We start from the raw sequence: 12,259 nt of genomic DNA on the forward strand, positions 1-12,259 counted from the left end.
GTGACGCATGGGCCTGAGGTGCCGCGCGTGACGGATTAGTCTGTACGCACGCAAAGACAGGTCAAAGAACGGGGCACCGGTGCCATCGGGGGAGTACGGACAGACGGACGAGGCCGGCCGAGTGCTGGCCGGGCGCTATCGCATCCTGGCCCAGCTCGGGCGCGGCGGCATGGGCGTGGTCTGGCGGGCCGCCGACGAGGTCCTCGGCCGCGAGGTCGCCGTCAAGGAACTGCGCACCTACACCGACGCCGACGGTCCCGAACTGGACGGTCTACGGCTGCGCATGCAGCGCGAGGCCCGTGCGGCGGCCCGGGTGCGCCACCCCGGAGTCGTGGCCGTGCACGACGTGACGGAGGTCGACGGCCGCCCCCTGATCGTCATGGAACTGGTCGACGGTCCCTCCCTGGACGACGTCCTGCGCGAGCGCGGCACCCTCGACCCCCGCGAGGTGGCGGGCATCGGCGCCAAGGTCCTGGACGCGCTGGCCGCCGCCCACAGCGTCGGCGTCCTGCACCGCGACGTGAAGCCCGGCAACATCCTGCTCGACCGTTCGGGCCGGGTCGTCCTCACCGACTTCGGCATAGCCACCATGGAGGACCCGGGCGACGGCTCGGCCACCCACCTCACCCGCAGCGGCGAACTCGTCGGCTCCCTGGACTACCTGGCCCCCGAGCGCGCCCAGGGCGCCGACCCGGGCCCCGCCTCCGACATCTGGGCCCTGGGTGCCACGCTCTACGCGGCCGTCGAGGGCTCCTCGCCCTTCCGCCGTACGTCGACCTTCTCCACGCTCACCGCGATCGTCACCGAGCCCCTGACCGAGCCCCGCCGCGCCGGCCACCTCGGCCCCGTCCTCCAACGCCTCCTCGACAAGCGCCCCGAAGGCCGCCCGGGCGCCGAGGAGGCCCGCGCACTGCTCCAGTCCGTCGCCGACACCACCGGCACGGATCTCCCTACGACCACCCTCCGCGGCCCGGCGGCCCCAGGAAACGGGGGAGCGCACCAGGACACCACCGACCCGAACGGGGGCTCCACCCCGGGGGCGGCTTCGGGGCACGGGCACGAGACCGCCGCGGCACAGAGCTTCGGGCCTGAGGGGCAGGGCATGTCCGGGGCGGCGGGGGCTGTCGGGGGTGCGGGCCAGGGCACGCCGTCGGCACCCGGCTTCGGCCCGCACGACCGGAGCACGCCAGGACAGGGCACACCGGGCCACGGCACCCAGGCGCAGGGCACGCCGGCTCAGGGCACCCAAGACCACAGCACGCCGGCCCACAACACCCCCACCCCCGGCACGCCGGCCCAAGGCGCCCCCGGAGCGCCGGGCTTCGGTCCTGCGGAGCACGTCACGCCGCCGGCGTCAGGGTTCGGCGCGCAGCACCAGAACACGCCGGGGCATGGCACTCCCGCCCACGGCACCCCGGGCCAGGGCACTCCGGCTCATGGCACCCCGTCCTTCAGCACCCCGGCTCACGGCAGCAGTCACACCCCCGGCACCCCGGAGGGCCAGGGCGCTCCCGGTCACGGGCTGCCCGCGCCCCACGCGTTCGGCGCGCCCGGAGTGTTCGGGCCGGCGGGACAGTCCGCACCCGGCGGGGCCGCCGAGTACGGTCACGGGAGCGTGCCCTCCGCCTCCCCGGACTCCGGCTCCGCACCCACCGGCCGCCTGCCCGCCCCCGGCACCGACCGCCCCGCCCGGCGCAAGGGCCGCGCGCTCCTCGCCGCCCTCGCCGTGACGGTCGTCCTCGCGGCGGCGGGAGTCACGGTCTCCCTGGTGGGTGACTCCGGGGACGCGGAGGCGGGGACGGGCGCCGAGGCGGGCAAGGCGTCCACCGGGGCGACCGCCGCGACGCCGGACTCCGCGAACGGCTCCGCCTCGCCCTCACTGGAGTCCACCGGACCGGCCGGCAAGAAGACGCCGTCCCCGAGCGGCACGCCGGACAAGGAGAGCGGAACGTCGTCGTCCTCGGGTGGCGGAGGGGCCGCACCCACTCCGACCAGTACCGCGGGCGGCGGTACGACCGGAGGCGGCGGGACCACGGGCGGCGGCTCCGGCGACGGTGGCACGACAGGCGGAAGCAGCAGCGGAGGCGGCGGTGGAGGCGGCGAGACCACGCCCGCCCCCGCCTGCGTGTCCATCGGCGGCGGCAAGTACAACTGCGAGGTCTGGCGCACCGCCACGTCCTACACCGCCTCCGGCAGCGAGGTCGGCGTCCTCAAGGCGGGCACCAACTACTTCTACTGCCAGGCGAATCTGGGCCGCCGGGAGACCTACGGCGAGTGGACCAACGTCTGGTGGGCCAAGACGGACGACGACAGCGGCAACACCGGCGTCTACGTCAGCGACGTCTACGTCAAGGGCGGCGACAACGACGCGCCGGTCCCCGGACTCCCGGTCTGCTGACCCCGTACGAACCGCTCCAGACCGGAGACCGTGACCAGCTTCTCCTCCTTGAACAGCCGGGTACCGCGCTCGCACAACGCCCGGTCCGCCCGCGCCCTGGCGCAGAACTCCTCCGGCGTCACGCCGAACAGCTCCCTCAACCGGGCCGACCCGACGAGGAGTTCGGTGAGCAACGCCCGCTGGCCGGGGTGCGTGCGCGGCGCCTCCGTGCCGTTGTGCAGGACGCCGTGCCGGTTGACGTACACGAACACACCGGGAAGCAGCACCCCGGCTCCCGTCTCCGCCCCCACCTCGATCCGCACCTCCGGCGCGGGCAGCCAGACGCGCCGGTAGTTGCCGTTCGGCAGCGGCACGCCCTCGCTCGCGTCGATCACCGCGAGCTGCTCCGCGTCGAGCCAGGTGAGGAACAACTCCCGTACGACGTCCGGGGCGTCGAAGGGGGAGGCGGACACATAACCGAGCCGGCTCACATGCGCCGAGACGCCCACGTCGATGCCGGTGACCCGGGCCCTGACCATCGGGATCGGTGACCTGATCCCGAACTCGGCCATCTTGTGCCGCAGTTGGGCAGGGCTGGCGTTGGACCCGACGGCCAGCACCGGAACCCGGTCCTGGTGGACGAGGACGTCCAGGGGGAGCATCCGGTCCCCGTCGAGCAGCCCGGAGTCCTGAGGCCACGCACCCGGGTAGAGCAAGGGATGATCACGCGGCGCCTCGGCGAGGCCGAGCGCTTCCAGCGTCTGTCCGTCGGGCGGGCCCGGCGTCCCCCGCGAGGGCGAGGGCTCGGACGCGGACGGGGCACGGCCGGTCTCCCCGGACCGGGGCACACGGTCCTCCACGGGCCGCTCAGTCCGCCGGCGGCAGCTCGCCCGAGCCGCGGGTGATCAGGCGGGTCGGCAGTTCGATCCGCTCCGGGGTGAGGAGCGTGCCGTCGAGCTGGCGGAAGAGGCGGTCGGCGGCGGTGCGGCCGATGGTCGCCGCATCCTGGGCGACGACGGTCAGGCCGGGCTGGAGCAGGTCGGCCAGCTCGATGTCGTCGAAGCCGACGAGGGCCACGGGGCGGGTCTGTTCGGCGAGGACACGGACCACGGTGACCGTCACCCGGTTGTTGCCCGCGAAGACGGCGGTGACCGGGGCGGGACCGGACAGCATCTCCTCGGTCGCCCGGCGCACCCGCTCGGGGTCGGTCACACCCAGCGACATCCAGGCGTCCTCCACCGGTATGCCCGCGTCCTCCATGGCCGCCCGGTAGCCGCGCAGCCGCTCGGCCGCGGTGTGGATGCGGGGCATGTCGCCGATGAAGCCGATGCGCCGGTGGCCGTGGGCGATGAGGTGGGCGACGCCGTCGCGGGCGCCGCCGTAGTTGTCGGAGACCACGCAGTCGGCGTCGATCTGCCCGGCCGGACGGTCCACGAACACCGTGGCCACGCCCGCCTTCAGCTCCGGCTCCAGATACCGGTGGTCGTCGCCGGCCGGAATGACGACCAGGCCGTCCACCCGGCGCGCGCACAACGCCAGCACCAGTTCCTGCTCGCGCTCGGGGTCCTCGGCGCTGGAGCCGTTGATGAGCAGCGCGCCATGGGCCCGGGCCACCTCCTCGACCGCGCGGCTGAGCGGGCCGTAGAACGGGTCGGCGAGGTCCTCCAGGACCAGGCCGATGCTGGCCGTGCGGCCCTTGCGCAGCACCCGCGCGCTGTCGTTGCGCCGGAAGCCGAGCGCGTCGATGGCCTCCTGCACCCGGCGTTCCGTCTCGGGCGTCACGCCCGGTTCGCCGTTGACCACCCGCGAGACCGTCTTGAGTCCGACTCCGGCCCGGGCGGCCACGTCCTTCATGGTCGGACGGTTGCCGTAGCGGTTCCCGGGGAGGCGGTCTGCTCGGCGTTCGGTGTCGGGCACGATGCGGCGTCCTGTCCTGTCGTCCACGTGGATGCGTAGGTCCATGATGTTGTACGAGGATGTGGCGTCGAGCATAGAGCCTGGACAACGTTGTCAGATGCGGGAGACACTGTCCACCGCAATCTCCGGCCCGCGCCCCCACCGCGAGACCGGCCTGCTGTTTCCTCGTGGTTAGTTCCGATGGTTGTTCTCACACCCGATGGGGAGATCCGACACTGATGCACACCGACCTCGTGGCCGCTCTCGACATCGGCGGCACCAAGATCGCCGGAGCGCTGGTGGACGGCCACGGCCGGCTCCAGGTCCGCGCGCAGCGCGCCACGCCCGCCCGGGAGGACGGCGAGACCGTCATGCGGGCCGTCGAGGAGGTCCTCGCCGAGCTGTCCGCGTCGCCGCTGTGGGGGCGCGCCACCACCCTCGGCATCGGCAGTGCCGGACCGGTGGACGCCTCCACGGGCACGGTGAGCCCGGTGAACGTACCCGGCTGGCGCGACTACCCCCTGGTCGAGCGGGTGCGGGCGGCGGCCGGTGGGCTGCCGGTGGAGCTGATCGGCGACGGGGTCGCGATCACGGCCGCCGAGCACTGGCAGGGCGCCGCCCGCGGTCACGACAACGCGCTGTGCATGGTCGTCTCGACGGGCGTCGGCGGCGGTCTGGTCCTGAACGGCCGCCTGCATCCCGGTCCCACCGGCAACGCCGGCCACATCGGTCACATCAGCGTCGATCTCGACGGGGACCCCTGCCCGTGCGGCGCGCGCGGCTGTGTGGAACGCATCGCCAGTGGCCCCAACATCGCCCGCCGGGCGGTCGAGAACGGCTGGCTGCCCGGTCCGGACGGGGACACCTCCGCCGCCGCCGTGGCCGCCGCGGCCCGGGCCGGCGATCCGGTCGCCGTGGCCTCCTTCGAGCGGGCCGCCCAGGCGCTGGCCGCCGGTATCGCGGCCACCGCGACCCTCGTGGAGATCGACATCGCGGTCATCGGGGGCGGCGTGGGCAAGGCGGGCGACGTGCTGTTCGCGCCGCTGCGCAAGGCGCTGGGCGACTACGCGACCCTGTCCTTCGTCCAGCGCCTGGTCGTCGTGCCCGCCCAGATGGGCACGGACGCGGGACTGGTCGGGGCGGCCGCGGCGGCCCTCGCCCGGCGCGCGGACCGGGAGGACCCGGCCGCGGCAGGGGTCTGACCCCCGGAAGGATCGTTCCGCCGGGAAGCTCGGCCGGCCTGTAGAGGGGGCCGAGCTTCCCGTGTGCACGCATGCCGATGTTTTGAACGCGTTCAAAAAAGTGCGCTAGGCTGTCCCCACACGAAGGGGGAACGCCATGAAGATCGTGATACCCGGCGGGACCGGGCAGGTGGGCGCGATCCTGAACCGCGCGCTGACCGCCGCGGGCCACGAGGTCGTCGTCCTCACCAGACGGCCGCGGCGCGAGCGCGAGGTCGCCTGGGACGGCGAGTCGCTGGGCCCGTGGGCCGAGGAGATCGACGGCAGCGACGTGGTGATCAACCTCGCCGGACGCAGCGTCAGCTGCCGGTACACCCCGGCCAATCTCCAGGCCATGATGGATTCGCGGGTGCGCTCCACCCGGGCCGTCGGCGAGGCCGTCGCCCGCGCCGCCCGTCCGCCGCGGGTCTGGTTGCAGATGAGTACGGCCACCGTCTACGCCCACCGTTTCGACGCGCCGAACGACGAGATCACGGGAGTTCTGGGCGGCGAGGAGCCCGGCGTCCCCGGCTACTGGGCCTACAGTGTCGAGATCGCCAGGAACTGGGAGCGGGCCCAGGAGGAGGCCGACACCCCGCACACCCGCAAGGTCGCCCTGCGCTCGGCCATGGTGATGAGCCCCGACCGCGGCGGCGTCTTCGACGTCCTGACGAGGCTGACGCGGCTCGGCCTCGGCGGCCCGGTCGCGGGCGGCGGCCAGTACGTCTCCTGGATCCACGACCGTGACTTCGTCCGCGCGGTCGCGTTCCTCATCGACCACGAGGAGCTCACCGGCCCGGTGAACCTCGCCGCGCCCCACCCCCTGCCGCAGCGCGCGTTCATGCGGGCGCTGCGCTCCGCGTGGGGAGTCCCGGTGGGCCTGCCCGCCACGCGGTGGATGGCGGAGATCGGGGCGCTCGCGCTGCGCTCGGACACCGAACTCCTGCTGAAGAGCCGCCGGGTCGTGCCCCGTCGTCTGGCGGCCGCGGGCTTCGCCTTCGATCACGCGGCGTGGCCGGAAGCGGCGGCGGACCTGGCGCGGCGGGCGCGCGGCGGCCCCGGAGCGCACGAGGGGCACCTCGCGCCGACGGTGTCCGGCTGACTTCGGCGCCGGGCGTGACCTCCGGGCCGTTCGCCAGTTGAGCCCGGCATGAAGAAGCGCAGCATGCTCGCCATCGCCTCCCTCGCCACCGGCTTCGTCGTCGCGGCGGTCACCCCTTCCCACGCCCTGGGCGAGAACCTGGGGGACATCGACGTCGACAAGACCCTCAGCAGCCTCGACCAGACCATCGCCGACGACAGCCTGGCCGGGGTCGAGGACGGCACGCTCGGGCAGAACGGCTGACGAGGCGAAGCACCGCACACACGTGGCGCCGGCCCCCCCGTGGCAGGGGGCGCCGGCGCCACGCGTGTGCGCCCTCAACTGCGGCTGGTTTCCGTGGCAGGGTGGAGCGGGCAAGCCACAGGGGGCCAACAGAAGAGGGGGACCTGTGACCGTCGTCTGGATCAACGGTGCGTTCGGTGCGGGGAAGACCACCACCGCACGGGAACTGATCGAGCTGATCCCGAACAGCACACTCTTCGACCCCGAGATCATCGGCGGAGCACTCCCGCACCTGCTCCCGCCCAAGCACCTCGCCGAGGTCGGCGACTACCAGGATCTGCCGATCTGGCGACGCCTCGTGATCGACACGGCGGCCGCGATGCTCGCCGAGCTGGGCGGGACCCTGGTGGTCCCGATGACCCTCCTGCGCCAGGAGTACCGCGACGAGATCTTCGGCGGCCTCGCCGCCCGCCGCATCGGGGTCCGGCACGTGCTCCTCACCCCGGCGGAAACGATCCTGCGCGAGCGAATAGCCGGCCGGGAGGTCCCACCCGATCTCCCCGACGGCGACATGCGCGTCCGGCAGTGGGCCTACGACCACATCGAGCCCTACCGCGGCGCCCTGGCCGCCTGGCTCACCGCCGACGCCCACCCGATCGACAACAGCGCCCTCACGCCCTACCAGACGGCCGCCCGGATCGCCGAGGCGGTCACCGCGGGCACCGTACCCGTCTGCGACATCGTGCAGACCCCCGAACCCACCGCCGAGACCCTCGCCGCCGGCGTCCTCCTCTTCGACGAGCGGGACCGGGTCCTGCTGGTCGACCCCACCTACAAGGCGGGCTGGGAGTTCCCCGGCGGTGTCGTCGAACCCGGCGAGGCCCCCGCCCGCGCCGGTGTCCGGGAGGTGGCCGAGGAGACCGGCATCCACCTCGACGCCATGCCCCGCCTCCTCGTCGTCGACTGGGAACGGCCCGCGCCGCCCGGCTACGGCGGGATGCGCCTGATCTTCGACGGCGGCCGCCTCGACTCCACCGAGGCCGGCCGACTCCTGCTGCCCGGGCCCGAGCTGCGCGCCTGGCGGTTCGTCACCGAGGAGGAGGCCGCCGACCTGCTGCCGCCGGTGCGCTACGAACGGCTGCGCTGGGCCCTCAGGGCCCGGGAACGCGGAGCCGCGCTCTATCTGGAGGCCGGGACTCCGATCGGCTGACCTGCCGGGAAACCCGCTGTGAGATCCCTGCCGCGCCGTGGTGCCGACAGGGATTTCGGCGTTTCCGGACTCCCGCGCCGCGGAAGCCCGCACCGCGAACTCCCCAAGAGAGCGTCCCATTACCTCTATGCCAGAGCTAACGAAACCTCTCGCTCTCGTCAACTCTTGGCAACCTGCGCAAACAATCACTTTTCCGGTCCTGAACGGCCTTGACCGGGGTCACGGAGCGTTGCGAAAGTCCGCTCAGTCTTCACGGCGCCGACACCGGACGCCGTCAAGTGATTTTCGCCCAGGGGTCCGTCCTCTGGCGCCTCCCTACCCACGCCCGCCGCGGCAACCCCGCGACAGCCCCAGCTCACCTCCGGGACGTCCGTACGATGACCACGCAGCACCAGCAGGTCCAGACCCCGACCGGCACCGCGCCCGAGGCCGAACCGGCGCGGGACCCCCGGGCCGGCCGCCCCGCCGTCGCCGGACGCTCACCGGCCCGCCTGGCCTGGAACCGCATTCGACGGGACAAGGTCACCCTGATCGCGTTCGTGGTCACCGTCCTGTTCATGGTGATCGCGCTGCTGGCCCCGGTCCTGACCGCGATGACCGGCTGGGGCCCGATCACCCCCGACGGCAAGGCGATCGACCCGGATACGGGCAACTTCCCGTACGGATCGCTGGGCGGCATCAGCCTCACCCACCTGCTGGGCGTCGAACCCGGCACCGGATACGACCTGTTCGCCCGGGTCGTCCACGGCCTGCGCACCTCGCTCTTCGTCGGCTTCGCGTCGGCCGTGCTGTCGACCGTCGTCGGCGTCGTCGCCGGGCTGGCGGCGGGCTACTCCGGCGGCTGGGTCGACTCGGTGCTCTCGCGGGTGATGGACGTGATGCTGGCCTTCCCGCAGTTGCTGTTCATCATCGCGCTCACCCCGGTCATCCAGAACGCGCTGCAGACCAACGACCACGGCGGCACCGACGAGAACCTGCGGCTGCTGGTCCTGGTCCTCAACATCGCCATGTTCGCCTGGGCCTACACCGCCCGCCTGGTACGCGGCCAGGTGCTGTCCCTGCGCGAACGGGAGTTCGTCGACGCCGCGCGGATCATGAGTGCGGGCCGGGCGCACATCCTCTTCCGGCAGCTGCTGCCCAACCTGTGGGCGCCGATCCTGATCTCCTTCGCGCTCGCCGTCCCGCAGAACATCACCACCGAGGCGGCGCTGTCCTACCTGGGCGTCGGTGTCATCCCGCCCAACCCGGACTGGGGCGCCCTGCTCTCGGACGCCTCCCAGTACTTCCTCCAGGACCCGATGTACCTCTTCGTGCCCGGTGTCCTGCTCCTGATCCTCGTCCTGGCACTCAACCTCCTCGGCGACGGCGTGCGGGACGCCCTCGATCCCCGCGCGAGCCGTGGCTGAGCCGCCGCCCCCGAACCCCGGCCGGCCGGGCCCCCACACGGACCGCCGAGACCCAGTACGCACAAGAACGGAGCGTTTCCGATGACGCGCAGATCGCGCACCTTCGCGCTGACGGCCACCGCCGTGGCGATAGCCCTGGGGGCCACCGCATGCGGAGGCTCCTCCAGCACCACCGGCAGCGGTTCCCCGACCAAGGGCGGCACGCTGACGATCCTCGACCACGCGGACTTCGACCATCTCGACCCCCAGCGGATCTACACGACCGAGGGCGAGAGCATGGCCCAGGAGTTCGTGCGCACCCTCACCGGCTGGGACGAGACCGGTTCCCAGCCGAAGCTGGTCGGCGACCTGGCCACCGACACCGGCACGCCCAGCAAGGGCGCCACCGTGTGGACCTTCCACCTGCGCCACGGCGTCACGTGGCAGGACGGCAGCGCGGTCACCGCGCAGGACGTCAAGTACGGCATCGAGCGGACCTTCTCGCCCGACATCAACGGCGGCCCGCCGTACGCGAGTCAGTGGCTGGTCGGCGGCTCCACGTACAAGGGCCCCTACCAGGGCAAGGAGCTCGCCTCCATCCAGACACCGGACAAGTACACCCTCGTCTTCCATCTGAACGCGCCCGTCGCGGACTTCAACCAGACGACCACCATGCCGGGCTGGTCGGCGGTGCCCAAGGCCCACGACACGGGATCGACGTACGACACCCACGTCTGGTCCGACGGGCCCTACATGCTCAAGTCGTATGCCAAGAACAAGGAACTCGTCCTCGTCAAGAACACGCACTGGACGCAGTCCACCGACCCGATCCGCGAGCAGAACGTCAATGAGATCGATGTGAGGTTCGGTCAGGACCAGGCCGCCATCGACCAGCAGATCAAGTCCGACGCCGGCACCGCCCAGACCTCGATCATGCAGTGGCCGATCGCGGGCTCCGATCTGACGACGATCGCGAACGACCCCTCTCTGAAGTCGCGTTACTACAAGATCCCGGCACCCGGCATCAACTACCTCGCGATCAACACCACCCGGGTCAAGGACCTGAAGGTCCGTCAGGCGATCGAGTACGCGATCGACAAGACCACCGCGCGCGGCGCCTTCGGCGGTGCCGCGTACGGCGACTACGCCAGCACGATGCTGAGCCCCGGCATCGGCGGCTACAAGAAGTTCAACCTCTACAGCACCAACCCCGCCGGTGATGTCACCAAGGCAAAGGCGCTGATGAAGCAGGCCGGGAACCCGAAGCTCACCATGTCGCTGGCCGTGGAGAACACACCCACCGAGGAGCACTTCGCCGACGCGGTCAAGACCTCGCTCGGGAAGATCGGCATCTCGGTCAACATCACCCCGATCGACGCGTCGAACTACTTCAGCACCGTCGACAACGTCAAGAACCAGTACGACCTGACCTGGATGGACTGGATCGCGGACTGGCCGAACGCCTCCACCGTGCTGCCCGTGCTGTTCGACGGACGGCAGATCGCGAAGCTGCCGCAGTCCAACCAGGACCAGTCGTACCTGAACGACCCGGCGGTCAACGCGCAGATCGACAAGATCGCGAAGATGACCGACATCACTCAGGCCAACGCCGCCTACGGGGCTCTGGACGAGCAGGTCCTCAAGGAGGCTTCCGTGGTCCCGCTGATGTACATGAAGTTCACCGAACTGGCGGGCTCCAAGGTCGGCGGAGTCATCCCGGACCCGGTGGTCGCCGAGCCCAGCCTGGTCCACGTCTACGTCAAGAGCTGACGCACCCCATTCGAAGGCCCGCCGGCACACCCCGGCCGGCGGGCACCCGTCCTCACGTCAGGTCCAGCACCCCATGCTTCGCTATCTCATCCGACGCCTGCTGGCGGCGGCCGTGATCCTGCTGGTGATCACGGTGATCACCTTCGTCATCTTCTACGCGCTGCCCTCCAATCCCGCCCTCCTGGCCTGCGGCAAGACCTGCTCGCCCTCCCGGCTGGCGGAGATCAAGCACTCGCTGGGCCTCGACCAGAGCTTCATGACCCAGTTCTGGGAGTTCTTCAAGGGGCTCTTCGTCGGCCGTGACTACGGCGACCAGAGCCTGCGCGTGCACTGCGGCGCGCCCTGTCTCGGGCTCTCCTTCCAGACCGACACCCCGGTCCTCACCACCCTGCTGGGCGACTTCCCGGCGGACCTCTCGCTCGGTCTCGGTGCCGCGGTGGTCTTCCTGGTCCTGGGCGTCGGCCTCGGCATGGTGGCCGCGGTCCGCCGGGGCAAGGCGGCCGACAAGGCGGCGGTCGGCTTCGCGCTGGTCGGCGTCTCCGTGCAGATCTACTTCATCGGCCTGCTGCTGCTCTTCCTGTTCGTCGACAAGTGGCAGATCCTGCCCGCCTCCGGCTACACCCCGATCACCCAGGACCCTGCCGCCTGGTTCCAGGGGCTCATCCTGCCCTGGATCACCCTGGTCATCGTCTACCTCGCGATGTACACCCGGCTCACGCGCTCCTCCATGCTGGAGGTCTTCGCCGAGGACTACATGCGCACCGCCCGCGCCAAGGGACTGCCGGCCCGCAAGGTCGTCCTCAAGCACGGGCTGCGGGCCGCGATCACCCCGATCATCACCATCTTCGGCATGGACGTCGGCTCCCTCATCGGCGGCTCCGCGGTGATCACCGAGTCGGTGTTCGGCATCAACGGCATCGGCAAGCTCGCGGTGGACTCCGTGCAGAACTCCGACCTGCCGGTGATCCTCGGCACCACGCTCTTCGCCGCCACGTTCGTCGTCCTGGCCAACGTGGTCGTCGACGTGGTCTACGGCCTGGTCGACCCGCGTGTCCGCCTCGCCTGAGGCCCGTTTCG

10 protein-coding genes are annotated in these 12,259 nt (G+C 71.7%); 8 read left to right on the top strand and 2 right to left on the bottom strand.

Annotated elements, in window-relative coordinates:
* The first annotated feature begins 79 nt into the window (after positions 1–79).
* Positions 80–2,398 carry a serine/threonine-protein kinase gene (locus tag K4B79_RS21290; protein WP_232028425.1) on the top strand — a complete coding sequence of 773 codons (2,319 nt, stop codon included), beginning with the start codon at positions 80–82 and terminating at the stop codon, positions 2,396–2,398.
* Here the strand turns inward: K4B79_RS21290 and K4B79_RS21295 are convergent.
* Both K4B79_RS21295 and K4B79_RS21300 read right to left on the bottom strand, forming a co-directional pair.
* Positions 2,344–3,093 (bottom strand): hypothetical protein, encoded by a 750-nt coding sequence (locus tag K4B79_RS21295; protein ID WP_232028890.1) that lies wholly within the window; start codon positions 3,091–3,093, stop codon positions 2,344–2,346. The two genes, K4B79_RS21290 and K4B79_RS21295, sit on opposite strands and share 55 nt — an antisense overlap.
* A gap of 151 nt (positions 3,094–3,244) precedes the next feature.
* Positions 3,245–4,339, bottom strand: a complete 1,095-nt coding sequence (locus K4B79_RS21300; protein WP_232028891.1) for a LacI family DNA-binding transcriptional regulator — start codon at positions 4,337–4,339, stop codon at positions 3,245–3,247.
* Positions 4,340–4,512: 173 nt separating this feature from the next.
* On the opposite strand from K4B79_RS21300, the gene K4B79_RS21305 reads away from it, so the two are divergent.
* The 7 genes from K4B79_RS21305 to K4B79_RS21335 all read left to right on the top strand — a co-directional run bounded on the left by K4B79_RS21305 (position 4,513) and on the right by K4B79_RS21335 (position 12,248).
* Complete coding sequence (locus K4B79_RS21305; RefSeq protein WP_232028426.1) at positions 4,513–5,475, top strand: ROK family protein; 963 nt, start codon at positions 4,513–4,515, stop codon at positions 5,473–5,475.
* A 136-nt stretch (positions 5,476–5,611) separates the two neighbouring features.
* A complete protein-coding gene (locus K4B79_RS21310) occupies positions 5,612–6,595 on the top strand; it encodes a TIGR01777 family oxidoreductase (RefSeq protein ID WP_232028427.1) in 984 nt (327 codons plus the stop codon).
* A gap of 48 nt (positions 6,596–6,643) precedes the next feature.
* Positions 6,644–6,838, top strand: a complete 195-nt coding sequence (locus K4B79_RS21315; RefSeq protein WP_232028428.1) for a hypothetical protein — start codon at positions 6,644–6,646, stop codon at positions 6,836–6,838.
* A 145-nt stretch (positions 6,839–6,983) separates the two neighbouring features.
* Entirely contained in the window at positions 6,984–8,027 is a 1,044-nt protein-coding gene (locus tag K4B79_RS21320) for an NUDIX hydrolase (protein ID WP_232028429.1), read from the top strand.
* Between the two features lie 377 nt (positions 8,028–8,404).
* Positions 8,405–9,433, top strand: coding sequence for an ABC transporter permease (locus K4B79_RS21325; protein WP_232028430.1), 1,029 nt, complete (start codon positions 8,405–8,407; stop codon positions 9,431–9,433).
* 81 nt (positions 9,434–9,514) lie between these two features.
* Positions 9,515–11,182 (top strand): ABC transporter substrate-binding protein, encoded by a 1,668-nt coding sequence (locus K4B79_RS21330; protein ID WP_232028431.1) that lies wholly within the window; start codon positions 9,515–9,517, stop codon positions 11,180–11,182.
* A 73-nt stretch (positions 11,183–11,255) separates the two neighbouring features.
* Positions 11,256–12,248, top strand: coding sequence for an ABC transporter permease (locus tag K4B79_RS21335; RefSeq protein ID WP_232028432.1), 993 nt, complete (start codon positions 11,256–11,258; stop codon positions 12,246–12,248).
* The last annotated feature ends 11 nt before the right edge of the window (positions 12,249–12,259 follow it).

This window comes from Streptomyces lincolnensis, from assembly GCF_021173675.1.
In the GTDB taxonomy this organism is placed as follows: Bacteria; Actinomycetota; Actinomycetes; order Streptomycetales; family Streptomycetaceae; genus Streptomyces; species Streptomyces lincolnensis_B.